Source organism: Bradyrhizobium sp. STM 3843 (assembly GCF_000239815.1).
Classification (GTDB): domain Bacteria; phylum Pseudomonadota; class Alphaproteobacteria; order Rhizobiales; family Xanthobacteraceae; genus Bradyrhizobium.
This window is the reverse complement of record NZ_CAFK01000311.1, coordinates 1-13,937: the sequence shown is the minus strand read 5'-3', so window position 1 is coordinate 13,937 and position 13,937 is coordinate 1. Positions and strand designations below refer to the sequence as shown.

The window sequence follows — 13,937 nt, the reverse complement described above, 5'->3', positions numbered from 1 at the left end:
TCCCGACCCCGATCACGATGGACGAGCTCGAAGACATGCTCATGGAGCACGGCATCATGAAGGCGGTCGACGAGAGCCAGATCGGAAAGACTGCCGCCGATCTCGCCGCGACGGCTTAAATCCAAACCGGCCATCCGGCCCTTCGCGAGAGGGCCGGATGGATGTCCGCAAATCGTATCATCGAGGAAAGCCAGATGAGCGTCACCGAGAAACAAAGCGTTGCCGAGATTAAGGCACGCAACAAGGAACTGATTGCAGAGGTTCTGCAGGTCTATCCGGAAAAGACCGCAAAGCGTCGTGCCAAGCACCTCAACGTGCATGAGTCCGGTAAGTCCGACTGTGGTGTCAAGTCGAACATCAAGTCGATCCCGGGTGTCATGACCATCCGCGGCTGCGCCTATGCAGGCTCGAAGGGCGTGGTATGGGGTCCGATCAAGGACATGATCCACATCAGCCACGGTCCGGTCGGCTGTGGCCAGTACTCCTGGGCGGCACGCCGCAACTACTACATCGGCACGACCGGTATCGACACCTTCGTGACCATGCAGTTCACTTCCGACTTCCAGGAGAAGGACATCGTCTTCGGCGGCGACAAGAAGCTCGCCAAGATCATGGACGAGATCCAGGAGTTGTTCCCGCTGAACAACGGCATCACCGTTCAGTCGGAATGCCCGATCGGCCTGATCGGCGACGACATCGAGGCGGTCTCCAAGACCAAGTCGAAGGAATATGATGGCAAGACCATCGTGCCGGTCCGCTGCGAAGGCTTCCGTGGTGTGTCCCAGTCGCTCGGCCACCACATCGCCAACGACGCGATCCGCGACTGGGTGTTCGACAAGATCAACCCGGACACGCCGGCGCGCTTCGAGTCCACGCCCTATGACGTCGCGATCATCGGCGATTACAACATCGGCGGCGATGCCTGGTCGTCGCGCATCCTGCTTGAGGAGATGGGCCTGCGCGTGATCGCCCAATGGTCGGGCGACGGCTCGCTCGCCGAGCTCGAAGCGACGCCGAAGGCAAAGCTCAACGTGCTGCACTGCTACCGCTCGATGAATTACATCTCGCGTCACATGGAAGAGAAGTACGGTATTCCGTGGTGCGAGTACAACTTCTTCGGGCCGAGCAAGATCGCGGAATCGTTGCGCAAGATCGCGAGCTATTTCGACGACAAGATCAAGGAAGGTGCCGAGCGCGTCATCGCCAAGTACCAGCCGCTGATGGACGCCGTGATCGCCAAGTACCGGCCGCGCCTCGAAGGCAAGACCGTCATGCTGTTCGTCGGCGGTCTGCGCCCGCGCCACGTGATCGGCGCCTATGAGGACCTCGGCATGGAGGTGGTCGGCACCGGCTACGAGTTCGGCCACAATGACGACTATCAGCGCACGGCCCAGCATTACGTCAAGGACGGCACGCTGATCTATGACGACGTGACCGGCTACGAGTTCGAGAAGTTCGTCGAGAAGATCCAGCCGGATCTGGTCGGCTCGGGCATCAAGGAAAAGTACGTGTTCCAAAAGATGGGCGTGCCGTTCCGCCAGATGCACTCCTGGGACTACTCCGGTCCCTATCACGGCTATGACGGGTTCGCGATCTTCGCGCGCGACATGGACATGGCCATCAACTCGCCGATCTGGAAAATGGCCAAGGCTCCCTGGAAGCAGGCACCGAAGCCGTTCCTGCAGGCCGCCGAGTAACCGCAAACTAAGCTCCACGGCTCGGCCCTCCTTCGGCGGAGGGCCGGTGCTCCCGATCGACACAGGAAATTGAGAGGGTTGTCCTATGACACAAAGTGCCGAACATGTGCTCGATCACTTCGAGCTTTTCCGTGGTCCCGAATACCAGCAGATGCTGGCCAACAAGAAGAAGATGTTCGAGAATCCGCGCGATCCCGCCGAGGTGGAGCGCGTGCGCGAATGGGCCAAGACGCCCGAATATCGCGAAAAGAATTTCGCCCGTGAGGCGCTGACCGTCAATCCGGCCAAGGCCTGTCAGCCACTCGGCGCCGTGTTCGTCGCGGTCGGCTTCGAGGGCACGATGCCGTTCGTCCATGGCTCGCAGGGCTGCGTCGCGTATTATCGCAGCCATCTATCGCGCCACTTCAAGGAGCCGAGCTCCTGCGTGTCGTCGTCGATGACCGAGGACGCGGCCGTGTTCGGCGGCCTCAACAACATGATCGACGGACTTGCCAATACCTACAACATGTACAAGCCGAAGATGATCGCGGTCTCCACCACCTGCATGGCGGAAGTGATCGGCGACGACCTGAACGCATTCATCAAGACCTCGAAGGAGAAGGGCTCGGTTCCGGCCGAGTACGACGTGCCGTTTGCCCATACGCCCGCCTTCGTCGGCAGCCATATCACCGGCTACGACAACGCGCTCAAGGGCATCATCGAGCACTTCTGGGATGGCAAGGCCGGCACCGCGCCGAAGCTGGAGCGCCAACCCAACGAGAAGATCAACTTCATCGGCGGCTTCGACGGCTACACCGTCGGCAACCTCCGGGAGATCAAGCGCATCTTCAAGATGATGGGGATCGACTACACGATCCTCGGTGACAACGAGAATGTGTTCGACACCCCGACCGACGGCGAGTTCCGCATGTATGCCGGCGGCACTACGCTCGAAGACGCCGCCAACGCGATCCACGCCAAGGCCACCATCTCGATGCAGCAATATTGCACCGAGAAGACGCTGCCCGTGATCGGCAATCACGGCCAGGAAGTGGTTGCGTTCAACCATCCGGTCGGCGTGACAGGCACTGATGCCTTCATCATGGCGCTGTCGCGCATCACCGGCAAGGAGATCCCGGAGGAGCTGGCGCTCGAGCGTGGCCGCCTGGTCGATGCGATCGCCGACTCCAGCGCGCATATCCATGGCAAGAAGTTCGCCATCTATGGCGATCCGGACCTCTGCCTCGGGCTCGCCTCGTTCCTGCTCGAGCTCGGCGCCGAGCCGACCCATGTGCTTGCCACCAATGGCAGCAAGCAGTGGGCTGAAAAGGTGCAGGAGGTGTTTGACGCGTCGCCGTTCGGCAAGAACTGCCACGTGTATCCGGGCAAGGATCTCTGGCACATGCGCTCGCTGCTGTTCACCGAGCCAGTCGATTTCCTGATCGGCAACACCTACGGCAAATATCTGGAGCGCGACACCGGCACGCCTCTGATCCGCATCGGCTTCCCGATCTTCGATCGCCACCACAAGCACCGCTACCCGGTGTGGGGCTATCAGGGCGGCCTGAACGTGCTGGTCACGATCCTCGACAAGATCTTCGACGAGATCGACCGCAACACCAACGTGCCGGCCAAGTCGGACTACAGCTTCGACATCATCCGTTAAGACGCGACGGAGCGCGGTGGCCAACGGCCGCCGCGCTTCGGCTCTGACGAGGGCAGGGCTCTTTGGGGAAGACAACAGCTGTCTGAGCCGTGCTCGAAAGGCGCAAACGGTCCGTCAACAGGAGAAGCCAATGAGCTCGCTTTCGGCCACCATTCAGGACGTCTTCAACGAGCCGGGGTGCGGCAAGAACGCCAACAAGTCCGAAGCGGAGCGCAAGAAGGGCTGCACCAAGCAGTTGCAGCCGGGTGGTGCGGCCGGTGGCTGCGCCTTCGACGGCGCCAAGATCGCGCTGCAGCCTTTGACTGACGTTGCTCACCTGGTTCACGGCCCGATCGCCTGCGAGGGCAATTCCTGGGACAATCGCGGTGCGGCCTCGTCCGGACCCTCGATCTGGCGCACCGGCTTCACCACCGACATCAACGAGACCGACGTGGTGTTCGGCGGCGAGAAACGCCTTTACAAGGCGATCAAGGAAATCATCGAGAAATACGATCCACCGGCGGTTTTCGTCTATCAGACCTGCGTGCCCGCGATGACCGGTGACGACATCAACGCCGTCTGCAAGGCGGCTTCGGCCAAGTTCGGCAAGCCCTGCATCCCCGTCAATTCGCCAGGCTTCGTCGGCCCGAAGAACCTCGGCAACAAGCTCGCCGGCGAAGCGCTGCTGGAGCACGTGATCGGCACGGTCGAGCCGGAATTCACCACGCCCTACGATCTCAACATCATCGGCGAATACAATCTCTCCGGCGAGCTCTGGCAGGTGAAGCCGCTGTTCGACGAACTCGGCATCCGCATCTCGGCCTGCATTTCCGGCGACGGCCGCTACAACGAAGTCGCGTCCTCGCATCGCGCGCGTGCGGCGATGATGGTCTGCTCCAAGGCCATGATCAACGTGGCCCGCAAGATGGAGGAGCGCTACGGCATCCCCTTCTTCGAAGGCTCGTTCTACGGCATCCAGGACTCCTCGGACTCGCTGCGCGAGATCGCGCGGCTCTTGGTCGAGCGCGGCGCGCCGCCCGATCTGCTGGAGCGGACCGAGGCCGTGATTGCCCGCGAGGAGGCCAAGGCATGGGCTGCGATCGAGCCGTTCAAGAAGCGGCTCACCGGGAAGAAGGTCCTGTTGATCACGGGTGGCGTCAAGTCGTGGTCGGTGGTCGCAGCGCTGCAGGAGGCCGGCATGGAGCTGGTCGGCACGTCAGTCAAGAAGTCCACCAAGGAGGACAAGGAGCGCATCAAGGAGCTGATGGGCCAGGACGCGCACATGATCGACGATATGGCGCCCCGCGAGATGTACAAGATGCTGAAGGACGCCAAGGCCGACATCATGCTCTCCGGCGGCAAGTCGCAATTCGTGGCGCTGAAGGCGGCGATGCCCTGGCTCGACATCAACCAGGAGCGCTCGCATGCCTATATGGGCTATATTGGCATGGTGAAGCTGGTCGAGGAGATCGACAAGGCGATCTACAACCCGATGTGGGAGCAGTTGCGCAAGCGGGCTCCATGGGAGAAAGCAAACAGCAATTGGCAGGCAAAGGCGATCGCGCAGGCCGAGGCTGAAGCGGCCGTGCTCGCGGCCGATCCGGTCGCCGCCGAAGCCGCACGCCGTGCCAAGAAGATCTGCTTCTGCAAATCGGTCGATCTCGGCACCATCGAGGATGCGATCAAGGCCCATGGCCTGACCGACGTCGCCGGCGTCAGGCAGCATACCAATGCGTCGGGCGGCTGCGGCGCCTGCGCGGTCCGGGTTGAGGACGTCCTGGCCCAGACGAACGCGCCGGCGAACCTGCTGCAGGCGGCCGAGTAGGGCAGGCGCATGGCCAAGGTCATCACTGGAAAAAAAGCCTGCGCGGTCAATCCGCTCAAGATGAGCCAGCCGATCGGCGGTGCCTTCGCCTTTCTCGGGCTGCGCGGGGCGATGCCGCTGCTGCACGGCTCGCAGGGCTGTACCTCGTTCGGGCTGACCCTGTTCGTGCGCCACTTCAAGGAAGCGGTGCCGATGCAGACCACTGCGATGAGCGAGGTCGCGACCGTGCTTGGCGGCTATGAGAATGTCGAGCAGGCGATCCTCAACATCCATAAGCGGCAGAAGCCGGAGATCATCGGCATCTGCTCGACGGGCGTCACCGAGACCAAGGGCGATGACGTCGACGGCTATATCAAGCTGATCCGCGAGAAGCATCCGCAGCTCGCCGACTATCCACTGGTCTATGTCTCCACACCCGACTTCAAGGATGCGTTCCAGGACGGCTGGGACAAGACGGTCGCCAAGATGGTCGAGGTGCTCGTCGACAAGCCGACTTCGACTCGGCGCGATCCGGCGCGCGTCAACGTGCTGCCGGGCTGTCATCTGACGCCCGGCGATATCGAGGAGCTTCGCACCATCATCGAGGATTTCGGCCTCGAGCCCTCCTTCCTGCCCGATCTCGGCGGCTCGCTCGACGGCCACATCCCCGACGAGTTCGTGCCGACCACGATCGGCGGCATCGGGCTTGAGGAGATCGCGACCATGGGCCGGGCCGCCTGGACCATCGCGATCGGCGCCCAGATGAAGCGCGCCGCAGAAGCCATGCAGGCCAAGACCAGCGTGCCGTACCGCCTGTTCGAGCGTCTGTGCGGGCTGTTGCCGAACGACGAGTTCATGATGTTCCTAAGCGAGATCTCAGGGCGTCCGGTGCCGGCGAAATATCGCCGCCAGCGCGGCCAGCTGGCGGATGCGATGCTGGATGCACATTTCCACATTGGCGGCCGCAAGCTTGCGGTCGGCGCCGAGCCGGACCTGCTGTTCGATGTCGCCAGCATGCTGCAGGAGATGGGCGCCAAGCTGAGCGTCGCCGTGACCACGACGCAGTCGCCGGTGCTCGAGCGCATGCCGTGCGAGGAGGTGCTGATCGGTGATCTCGAGGATCTCGAGAACCTGGCCAAGGAGCGCGGCTGCGATCTGATGATGACGCATTCGCACGGCCGCCAGGCGGCATCGCGCCTGAACATCCCTTTCTATCGCATTGGTTTCCCGATGTTCGATCGGCTCGGCGCCGGGCACCTGATGTCGATTGGTTATCGCGGCACGCGCGACCTGATCTTCACCTTGGCCAATCTCGTAATCGCCGATCGCGAAGACAATCGCCAGCCGACCCCGGATACGTGGCGGGACGGCTGGCAGGATTCATTGCGCGAGACGACCGGCGCGCCGCTGGAGGCCGCGGTCGTGGCGCCGCTGCACTGATCGCCTAAGTTCGAAAGAAAGGACGCTTGCATGAAAGTGGCATTCGCAACGCAGGACTTGAAGAGGGTCGATGCGCATTTCGGCTGGGCCAAGAACATCGCGATCTACGATGTGAATCCCGAAGGTCATCGCTTCGTCGAGGCGGTCGAGTTCGACGGCGACCTGAAGGAAGACGGCAACGAGGACAAGCTCGCGCCCAAGATCGATGCGATCAAGGACTGCGCCATCCTCTATGTCGCCGCGATCGGCGGCTCCGGTGCCGCGCGCGTCGTGGCTAACAACATCCACCCGATGAAGGTCAACCAGCCCGAAGAGATCACGGGTTTGCTCGACAAGCTGCAGGACGTGCTGAAAGGAACCCCGCCGCCGTGGCTGCGCAAGGCGCTGGCCAAGGGCCAGGAGCGCGCGCTCGATTTCGAGGAATGAGGATCAATCATGTCTGATACTGCGGTCGTAGTCGAAGCCGTGCCCGACCAGGAGCGGCCCTTCGTCAAGGAGCTCATCAAGATCTGGCGGGCTCAGGACACGCACGGCGCCTGGGAAGGCAAGAGCGACATGGATCTGCTCGAGCCCTACCTCCTCGATAAGGAGAAGCGGCGGGCGCTGCCGATCGTCGGCGATCCCGATCCCGAGACGATCTGGCGGCTGGAGCTGTTCTACAACGCCGTCGCGCTCTCGATCGAGAGGGCGACCGGCGTGATGATCTCGCCGATGCTGAAGATGCATCACGAGGGCTTTGGCCGCATGGTCTTGATCGGCGGCCGGCTGATCGTGGTCAACAAGCAACTGCGCGACGTGCATCGCTTCGGTTTCGACAATCTCGGCAAGCTCGCCGACGAAGGCGACAAGTTCGTCAAGTCCGGCGTCGAGATGATCGAGAAGTTCAAGGACGTCGCAAACTACTGAGAACGGCGAGGAGACGAGATGAGCGACCTGGACACCCTGAAGGCCGAGATCAAGAAGCTGTCGGCCCGCGCCATGGATGCCAAGATGAACCTGCACGATCTGTCGGAGGAGCTGCCCATCAACTGGGACCAGATCCTGCCGACGGCGCAGAAGGCACATGAGGCGTTTGCCGAGCTGGAGAAGAAGCGGGCCGAGCTGAAGAAGCTCGAGGCCGCCTAGAGCCGAGCGAAAGGACCGACTGTCATGTCGAATGCAACCCGCGACGGCCGCGACTGGCAGCCGGACTATCTGGTCGCGATCGATGCCCACAAATGCATCGGTTGCGGCCGCTGCTACAAGGTCTGCGGCCGCGAGGTCATGACCCTGAAGGGAATCAACGACGAGGGCGAGTACGTCGAGTTCGACGATGATGAGGACGACGAGGTCGAGAAGAAGATCATGGTCATGAACGACACCGGCGCCTGCATCGGCTGTGGCGCTTGCGCCCGCGTCTGTCCGACCAACTGCCAGACCCATACGCCGGCGCCCTGATACCATCGAGTGCTGACATGAACACCATGGAAGCCAAATTCACGATCGGGCAGGTGGCGCGACACCGCGTCTACGATCTGCGCGGCGTGGTGTTCGATGTCGATCCCTCATTCTCGAACGACGAGGGATGGCGCGCGATCACCATGGACGCGCGCCTCGCGAAGGACCAGCCGTTCTACTACCTGCTCGCCGAATGCGGCGAGAACAGCTATATCGCCTACGTTCCAGAGCAGAACCTGGTGGAGGACGTCTCCGGCGATCCCGTGCGGCATCCTGACATCGGGGAGCTGTTCGATATGGATGATCAGGGCGGCTACCGTTATCGCGGCCGGATATTTCAATAAAACGTTTGGACCTCGCAGCGCGGGCAGAGCGGTCGCTGTAGCGGTAGTTCGTATGCCGCCGTCCTTCGAGACGTCCGCCTCAGGCGGGCTGCTCAGGACGAGGGTTCAATCTTGGACGAGATCTTGCACCTCATGGCGAGGAGCGCCGCTTGCGCTGTCCGGACGATGCTGACGCATCGCCGGGCGAACCATGAGGCCGGATAGCTGATGTAGCCTACTCAATCCCCTGTTCGCGTGCCTTCCACATCGCCGCGATCCGGAAACGCTCGTTGATGGCCGTGGGATTGGTCAGGATTTCCGCCTGCGCGGCGTCGAACGCCTTGTTGACGATCTCGGCCTGGTCCTTGGTCAAGGTGACGCGTCCGGCCATGTGGGTCGCATCAGGTGCCGCCTGCCAGATCTTGCGCCGGTTCGGATGCATTTTGACCTCGACCAGTTCGAAGGCTTCGAGCTCGCCATCGAGGCAGATCGCGAGCCCGACCACCTCGAGCTTGCGGCCGTCTTCGGTGGTCTTGACCAGGGTCCTTGCCATGTGTGCTGCTCCCGTCGTGGTGTGCTCGTTACGCCGCCGCCGGCGTTTCGTCCGTCAAGCTCCATTCCGCCCATGAGCCATCATAGACGGCCGCGGTCGGAACGCCGATCCGGTAAAGCGCCAGCGCCACCATGCACGACGTGATGCCGGAAGCGCAGCTCGTTACGATGGGCTTCTTCAAATCGATCCCAGCTGCCGCGAAACGCGCTGCAAGCGCATCGGGCCCGAGCAGCACACCGGTGTCCGCGTCGACCAGGTCGGCCCAGGGCAGATTGATCGCGCCCGGAATGTGCCCCTGCCGGCGGAAGGCGAAGACATCGGCCTGGCTGCCGTCAAACTTGCCGGGGCCGCGCGCATCGATCAGCTGCGCGGCGCCGCTCTGCAGCTTCGCTCTGACATCGTCGAGCGTCGCGACCAGATGGCCGTTGAAGCTTGCCTTGAAGCTATCAGGCGCGGGGCGCACCGGCGTCATTTCTGCCGGCAGCTTCTCCTTGGTCCATTTGCCGAAGCCACCGTCGAGCATCGCGATATTGTCGTGGCCGAACACGCGGAACATCCACCACACCCGCGCCGCCGCGGCTCCGCCATAGAGCCGATCGTAGACGACCACACGGTGCGAATTGCCGATGCCGAGCAGCCCGACCTTGTGCGCGAAGTCCTCGGAAGAAGGCAGCATATGCGGCAGTGCGGTCGATTTGTCCGCGACCTGGTCGATGTCGAAATGCACCGAGCCCGGCAGATGCCGGCCGCGATATTGCGTGCGGCCGTCGAGATTGGTGCTTGGATGATGCCAGGTGCAGTCGAGAATCTTGACCTCGGGATCCGTCAGATGCGCTGCCAGCCATTCCGTGCTGACCAGGGCGTCACAGGCTTCGGTGCTCATGGGGTGGCTCGTGTCGAGAACATGACAGGGAGGGCGGACAGCGTGGCTTGCCGAGCTCTGTTCAGAGCGTTTTCGGCATCGGGAAGCCGGGCCGCGGATGCGTGTCGTAATATTCCGGCCGCTCCGGCCAGCCCCCCTCGGCGATGATCTTGAAGCTTGCCACCGTCACCGGTGCGCCCGGCGAGCACGACACCTCCGTGAACTTGATCTCGCGATCGCCCGGGCCGGCAGAGAAGTCCGCCACCGTGCTGCCGTCGGCCTTGCGGGCGCGGGCAAAGCCGGGTGTGCCGACGGTCGAAGCGGGGACGGAGGCGGCGACGAAATTGGGCTGCTCCAGTCCGTCTTTGGCCGGGCCGAACGCGGGTGAGCCGAAGGTGAAGGTAGCGAGCACGCCGCTGCGATCGACCGCTTTGTCGGCTGTGATCGGACGCGCGACCGAATAGACGGCCAACGTCCCACCATCCAAGGCGGCCTTGATGTCATCCAGCGAGCTTTCGACGAAATCCAGCGCGACGTTCATGTCGATCTCCTTACACAACGGTGTTGAGATCAAAATTTTTCAAGTTTTGTGCCAGTTTGCCGCGGGCGCGAAGGCGGACCGGTCCCGGGCCTCGAGTTGCGCGAATCTTGCAATGTCGATGGTAGGTGGCCCGGTTGGACGGCGCGAGGTCAGCGTCGGCCGATGTCGGGAGTACTCCGAAAGACGAGGGCCGACATGACGACAAGCATCGCCTACGCGATCTGCAGCATCAACGACATTCCGAGCCGACGCGCCATGGGTTTCAATCTGATGATCGTCGACGAGGACGGCACCAAGCGGCCGTGGCCGATCATCGTCGTTCGCTGGGGCAAGCAGGTGTTCGGTTACGTCAACCAATGCCCGCACGACAAGGTCAATCTCGATTGGGAGCGCAATCAGTTCCTCGATCCGAACGGCCTGCGCATCATGTGCGGCAAACATGGATCGTTGTTCGAGATCGGCACCGGCGCGTGCGTCGATGGGCCCTGCAAGGGTGACAGCCTGACGCCGGTGACGCTGGCTTTGCTGGACGACGACATCTGCGTCACCGGCGTGACCCTCGTCGAGGACGATGAGGTCCTCCCCGACGAGGAGCGCGAGGAAAACTAGACGTCCGTTTCTAAAGTCCCGGTCATATCGATGCAGCCCCAGCTGTCATCGTCCGCGAAGGCGGACGATCCAGTACGCCGTGACGTCTCTGTTCGATCTCTTCTGCCGCGGAGTACTGGATGCTCCGCCTCCGCGGAGCATGAGACTGTTGGAGATGGCGAGACCTAAATCCATACTCGACAGCCGATTTCATGGAAACGATGTTCTCGCGCGATGCGCCCGGCTTACACCGGGCGGTTCTCGTTGCGGTTCTTGACCGGCTCCATCTTGGCCAGCGCGTCGGCGTAGGCGACGAGATCGTAGGGCTCGCTAAACCCTTTCGCGGCGTCCAGCACATAATCAAGCTTACCGGCGGTATCGAGTTTCTTGATGTCGTTCTTGTCGATCGACAGCAGATCGAGCATCTCCTTCCACACCGTGGATTCATCGCAGGGCAGCACATAGAAGGTGATGTCGCCCATCTTGATGCGGTATTTCGCCAGGAGATCGATGTTGTTGCAGAACATGAAGTAGCTGCCCTCGGGACGCAGCAGGCCGCTCAAAACCTCAGCGGCAGTCTCGAGATAGGCAAGTGAATGAATATAGCCGGCGAGCACGGGAATGGTGCTCTCGCCGTCCTGCACCACGGTCAGGACCTGTTCGACGGAAAAGTCCGGCGGCCGCTTCTCGTCGGCGACCTGGGCCTGGAATTTCAACGCAATATCGCCGCGGAAGCCGAACCGGCCGGGTTTCGTCGTCGGTCCTTTCAGCACCGCGTTGAGGAGTCGTCCTTCAGCGTCGAGGCGCGCCAGCGCCGTGGCCTCGATCGCGACCGTCTTTTCCATCGTCGTCATCAACAATCCCTCGCATGTCCTGATGTCATGAGCCGTCTCGCCGTACGGCGCGGTCGAGCCAAGACGATGCAAATTGTCTGCCGTCGTTCATTGCGTGCTGATTTGCTTGAGCTTTCGCTGTTTCCGGCGCGGCTTTGTCGGGTTTGTGCCGAACAGCCCGATCCTGGCCGGGCCGGCCGGCATGAACCCGCCGTGTCGGAAACCCGACACGCGTCGGAAACGCCACAGCCGCTGAGCCTTAAAAATTGAGGCAGATCAAATAATTGCTGCATGGCACGAGACTTGCCAAACCCTTCAGCAACGGCCGAAAGCAACGAGGGCTCAGCAATGATGATGATCAATCTGACCGACAGCGCAATCAGTGCGGTGCGTAACGCGATCTCCACCTCGGACAAGCCGGTCGACGGCTTGCGGATCATGGTGGAAGCGGGCGGCTGCGCCGGGCTGAAATACAATATGGGCCTCGTCAGTGGCACCGAGCCCGAGGATACCGTGATCGAGCGCGAAGGCGTGCGCGTGCTCGTCGATCACAAGAGCCTCGAATATCTCGAGGGCACCACGATCGATTTCGTGGTCGCGCTGGAAGGCTCCGGCTTCACCTTCGACAATCCCAACGCAAAGTCGAGCTGCGGCTGCGGCAAGTCGTTTGCTTAACAAGTCGTTCGCCTGATCCTGAATCATCATCGAGAGAAATGAAATCATGCTGGTCGAATCCCAGGGCATTACCGAAGCGCCGGCGCCGATGAGCGAGCGCGAACGCATCATCCGCGCTGTCATCGAGGAGGTCCGCCCCAACCTGAAGCGTGACGGCGGCGACTGCGAGCTGGTCGAGATCGACGGCAACAAGGTCATGGTGAAGCTTGCCGGCGCCTGCATCTTCTGCAAGCTCGCCAGCGCGACCTTGGAAGGCATCCAGGCGCGGATGATCGAGAAGCTCGGCGAATTCGTTCGTCTCGTTCCGGTGGCCGGCCCAGCGAAGGCGCGGCATTAAGGAGCGGTCGTGCGTCCGGTCTATCTCGACAACAACGCCACGACGCGCGCCGATCCTGCGGTCGTCGCGGCGATGTTGCCGTTCTTCTCGGACCAGTTCGGCAATGCCTCGTCCTCGCATGCCTTCGGCAACGAGGTGGCAGGCGCGCTGCGGGCTGCGCGCAAGAGCCTGCAGGCCCTGCTGGGGGCCGCGTTCGACCACGAGATCGTCTTCACCTCGGGTGGGACGGAATCCGACAATGCGGCGATCCTGTCGGCGCTGGAGACCCAGAGCGAGCGCGACGAAGTCGTCACCACGGCGGTGGAGCATCCGGCCATCCTATCGCTCGTCGAATATCTGCGCGACCGGCGCGGCATAAAGGTGCATCTGATCGGAGTCGATGCTGCCGGCTGCCTCGACCAGGAGGCCTACAAACAAGCTCTCGGCCCTCGCACCGCGATCGCCTCCGTGATGTGGGCCAACAACGAGACCGGCACGCTGTTTCCGATCGCCGAACTCGCCCGGCTCGCGCATGCGTGTGGTGTGCTGTTTCACACCGACGCGGTGCAGGCGGTCGGTAAGCTGCCGATCGATCTCAAGGCGATCGGCGTCGACATGCTGTCGTTGTCCGGCCACAAGCTGCACGGGCCCAAGGGCATCGGCGCCCTGTACGTACGGAAGGGCACGCCGTTCGCGCCGCTGGTGCGGGGCGGCCCGCAGGAGCGGCGCCGTCGTGGCGGCACCGAGAATGTCACGGGGATCGTCGGGCTCGGCAAGGCGGCCGAGCTTGCCGCAGTCCATCTTGCCGACGAGCAGAGCCGCGTCCGCGCGCTGCGCGACCATCTGGAGCAGGGCATCATCGAGACGATCGGCCATTGCGCCGTGCTCGGCGATCTCGATCACCGGCTGCCGAATACGTCCAACATTGCCTTTCAGCATCTCGAGGGCGAGCCGATCGTGATGCGCCTGAATCAGGCCGGTATCGCCGCCTCGCTCGGGTCGGCCTGCGCGTCTGGCTCGATGGAGCCCTCGCATGTGCTGCGCGCGATGAACGTGCCTCCCGCCCTGTTGCGCGGCGCGGTCCGTTTTTCATTGTCGCGCGACAATACGATCGACGACGTCGAGCGCGTGCTGCAGGTGCTGCCCGAGATCGTCGGCAGGCTGCGTGAGACGTCGCCCTCCTGGCTGCAGCATCGATCCTCGCAATCGGCGGAAACACTACGACCCACGGAGCTTACCCAATG

Annotated in this window: 17 protein-coding genes and 1 pseudogene; 14 read left to right on the top strand and 4 right to left on the bottom strand. The window is 62.5% G+C overall.

What is annotated here, in order from left to right; all coding sequences use genetic code 11:
• From nifH to hspQ, 10 genes and pseudogenes are all read left to right on the top strand, one after another.
• Window positions 1-119: pseudogene (nifH, locus tag BRAS3843_RS42410) on the top strand (nitrogenase reductase); the annotation flags it as partial.
• Window positions 120-194: 75 nt separating this feature from the next.
• Complete coding sequence (gene nifD, locus BRAS3843_RS33385; RefSeq protein WP_008973641.1) at window positions 195-1,697, top strand: nitrogenase molybdenum-iron protein alpha chain; 1,503 nt, start codon at window positions 195-197, stop codon at window positions 1,695-1,697.
• 85 nt (window positions 1,698-1,782) lie between these two features.
• Window positions 1,783-3,342, top strand: a complete 1,560-nt coding sequence (nifK, locus tag BRAS3843_RS33380; RefSeq protein WP_008973640.1) for a nitrogenase molybdenum-iron protein subunit beta — start codon at window positions 1,783-1,785, stop codon at window positions 3,340-3,342.
• Window positions 3,343-3,472: 130 nt separating this feature from the next.
• Window positions 3,473-5,146, top strand: a complete 1,674-nt coding sequence (gene nifE, locus BRAS3843_RS33375; RefSeq protein WP_008973639.1) for a nitrogenase iron-molybdenum cofactor biosynthesis protein NifE — start codon at window positions 3,473-3,475, stop codon at window positions 5,144-5,146.
• A gap of 9 nt (window positions 5,147-5,155) precedes the next feature.
• Window positions 5,156-6,565, top strand: coding sequence for a nitrogenase iron-molybdenum cofactor biosynthesis protein NifN (nifN, locus tag BRAS3843_RS33370; protein WP_008973638.1), 1,410 nt, complete (start codon window positions 5,156-5,158; stop codon window positions 6,563-6,565).
• A gap of 30 nt (window positions 6,566-6,595) precedes the next feature.
• Window positions 6,596-6,991, top strand: a complete 396-nt coding sequence (gene nifX / locus BRAS3843_RS33365) for a nitrogen fixation protein NifX (protein ID WP_008973637.1) — start codon at window positions 6,596-6,598, stop codon at window positions 6,989-6,991.
• A 9-nt stretch (window positions 6,992-7,000) separates the two neighbouring features.
• Window positions 7,001-7,471, top strand: a complete 471-nt coding sequence (locus BRAS3843_RS33360; protein ID WP_008973636.1) for a NifX-associated nitrogen fixation protein — start codon at window positions 7,001-7,003, stop codon at window positions 7,469-7,471.
• 18 nt (window positions 7,472-7,489) lie between these two features.
• Window positions 7,490-7,690, top strand: a complete 201-nt coding sequence (locus BRAS3843_RS33355) for a CCE_0567 family metalloprotein (RefSeq protein WP_006609662.1) — start codon at window positions 7,490-7,492, stop codon at window positions 7,688-7,690.
• 24 nt (window positions 7,691-7,714) lie between these two features.
• Window positions 7,715-8,002 (top strand): ferredoxin III, nif-specific, encoded by a 288-nt coding sequence (gene fdxB, locus BRAS3843_RS33350; RefSeq protein WP_008973635.1) that lies wholly within the window; start codon window positions 7,715-7,717, stop codon window positions 8,000-8,002.
• Between the two features lie 17 nt (window positions 8,003-8,019).
• A complete protein-coding gene (gene hspQ / locus BRAS3843_RS33345; protein ID WP_008973634.1) occupies window positions 8,020-8,346 on the top strand; it encodes a heat shock protein HspQ in 327 nt (108 codons plus the stop codon).
• A 214-nt stretch (window positions 8,347-8,560) separates the two neighbouring features.
• On the opposite strand, the gene BRAS3843_RS33340 is transcribed toward hspQ, so the two are convergent.
• The 3 genes from BRAS3843_RS33340 to BRAS3843_RS33330 all read right to left on the bottom strand — a co-directional run bounded on the left by BRAS3843_RS33340 (window position 8,561) and on the right by BRAS3843_RS33330 (window position 10,281).
• On the bottom strand, window positions 8,561-8,878 hold the full coding sequence (locus BRAS3843_RS33340) for a hypothetical protein (RefSeq protein WP_008973633.1): 318 nt from the start codon (window positions 8,876-8,878) through the stop codon (window positions 8,561-8,563).
• A 28-nt stretch (window positions 8,879-8,906) separates the two neighbouring features.
• Entirely contained in the window at window positions 8,907-9,761 is an 855-nt protein-coding gene (locus tag BRAS3843_RS33335) for a sulfurtransferase (RefSeq protein ID WP_008973632.1), read from the bottom strand.
• Window positions 9,762-9,822: 61 nt separating this feature from the next.
• Window positions 9,823-10,281 carry a hypothetical protein gene (locus tag BRAS3843_RS33330; protein ID WP_008973631.1) on the bottom strand — a complete coding sequence of 153 codons (459 nt, stop codon included), beginning with the start codon at window positions 10,279-10,281 and terminating at the stop codon, window positions 9,823-9,825.
• Between the two features lie 195 nt (window positions 10,282-10,476).
• On the opposite strand from BRAS3843_RS33330, the gene BRAS3843_RS33325 reads away from it, so the two are divergent.
• Complete coding sequence (locus BRAS3843_RS33325; RefSeq protein ID WP_008973630.1) at window positions 10,477-10,890, top strand: Rieske 2Fe-2S domain-containing protein; 414 nt, start codon at window positions 10,477-10,479, stop codon at window positions 10,888-10,890.
• 224 nt (window positions 10,891-11,114) lie between these two features.
• On the opposite strand, the gene BRAS3843_RS33320 is transcribed toward BRAS3843_RS33325, so the two are convergent.
• A complete protein-coding gene (locus BRAS3843_RS33320; protein WP_008973629.1) occupies window positions 11,115-11,723 on the bottom strand; it encodes a hypothetical protein in 609 nt (202 codons plus the stop codon).
• Window positions 11,724-12,056: 333 nt separating this feature from the next.
• Here BRAS3843_RS33320 and BRAS3843_RS33315 point away from each other — a divergent pair, with 333 nt between their 5' ends.
• The 3 genes from BRAS3843_RS33315 to nifS form a co-directional block, all read left to right on the top strand.
• Window positions 12,057-12,377 (top strand): iron-sulfur cluster assembly accessory protein, encoded by a 321-nt coding sequence (locus BRAS3843_RS33315; RefSeq protein WP_008973628.1) that lies wholly within the window; start codon window positions 12,057-12,059, stop codon window positions 12,375-12,377.
• A 46-nt stretch (window positions 12,378-12,423) separates the two neighbouring features.
• Complete coding sequence (locus BRAS3843_RS33310; RefSeq protein ID WP_008973627.1) at window positions 12,424-12,714, top strand: NifU family protein; 291 nt, start codon at window positions 12,424-12,426, stop codon at window positions 12,712-12,714.
• 9 nt (window positions 12,715-12,723) lie between these two features.
• Window positions 12,724-13,937, top strand: a 1,214-nt coding sequence (gene nifS, locus BRAS3843_RS33305; protein ID WP_063710331.1) for a cysteine desulfurase NifS, incomplete at its 3' end; no start/stop codon positions are given.